At 53.5% G+C, this 1,339-nt stretch carries 1 protein-coding gene; it reads right to left on the reverse strand.

The genetic code is table 11. From position 1 onward, the window contains the following. Positions 1 to 899: type IV secretory system conjugative DNA transfer family protein (locus tag K289_RS0140870; RefSeq protein WP_027556548.1), on the reverse strand; the 899-nt coding region annotated here is incomplete at its 3' end. Between the last annotated feature and the right edge of the window lie 440 nt (positions 900 to 1,339).

Here is a 1,339-nt window from a genome sequence, read left to right on the forward strand (position 1 = left end):
TCGGAAAACATGTTCGCCAGCGCGACCGTGGTAAAGCTCTGAAACTCGTCGACGTAGACGAAGAAGTCCCGACGTTTGTCTTGTGGAGTGTCGGCCCGGCTAAAGGCAGCCAGGCCAATCGTTGTGACGAGCAACCCGCCAAGGAGCGACGAGCTATCCTCCCCAATGTGTCCTTTCGCCAGATTGACCAAGAGAACCTTGCCTTCGTCCATGAGCCGGCGGATGTGCAAATCTTCTTCGGGTGCCGTTAATATCCGATTGAGCAGCGGATCAGCCAGAAACGCTCCGACCTTGTTCTGAATCGGCGCGGTGCCGTCGGCTCGGTAGCCAAATGAGAAGCGCTCGAATTCATTGAGTAGAAACGTCCGAACGGTCTCATTCCGAAGGGATTTTGCCGTTCTTTTACGAAACTCGTTGTCAGAGAATATCCGCAATACATCATGGAGCGTGGCGTCCGGCTGCTCCAAGAGAGCCATCAGAACATTCCGTAAGATGTGCTCCATACGCACGCCCCATGCGTCCGGCCACATCTTCTTAAAGACATCCATCATGCCGGAAGCCGCAAGAGCGATGCGATCTTCGCTGACGTGACGAAGAGGATTATAACCGTATGGCTGATTTGGGTTGGTTGCGTCGAGGTACACTACCCTATCGGTATGTGTTGCCGAAATGCGCGAAGCGATGCGGGCAACAAGATCGCCATGCGGATCAATGAGCGCAAATCCGTTTCCGCGCGCCAAGTCCTGGAGCGCCATTCTTTCAATCAGCGTCGATTTTCCAGTGCCGGTCTTCCCGATCACGTACATATGCAATAGTCGATCTTCGTCCTTAATGCCAAAGACACGATCATCATTGCGGAAATCGACCCGCGCAAAGCGAGTGATGTGATCTGCGTTCATAATGTGGGCGTATGATCTCCTTGCTCGTGCGCATGCGCGAGACTTGCAGCTTTGCCGAAAAGCGGCATCTCCGACCCGTTTCAGTTGCTGTCTTTCCGGCTCCCCCAGGATGGGCGAGCTATTGGGTTGGACGGCGTCGGCCGGCAAGCATGCTCATCAACTATAATGATGTGACTTAAATAGATTCGCTTAATGTCAATGCATAAAATTCGTGCACTTACGCTTGAAGTTTTATAGCTGTCATTCTCAAATTGCTCTCGCTTGCACGCGCAAGCAATAAACAGCCCGGGTTCGGTTTCTCCAGCCCTAACCGGGCAAGAACCCAACCAGATGGCCGGGAGATGTGAGGGGATGTCCCGGGTTCTGTTGAATTTCTGAAGAGGTCGGCGTTGCCCACCTTGAGCCGGTAGGCTCGGGGTGCTGATTCCACAAAGGAGAGC

Source organism: Bradyrhizobium sp. Cp5.3 (assembly GCF_000426265.1).
Classification (GTDB): Bacteria; Pseudomonadota; Alphaproteobacteria; order Rhizobiales; family Xanthobacteraceae; genus Bradyrhizobium; species Bradyrhizobium neotropicale.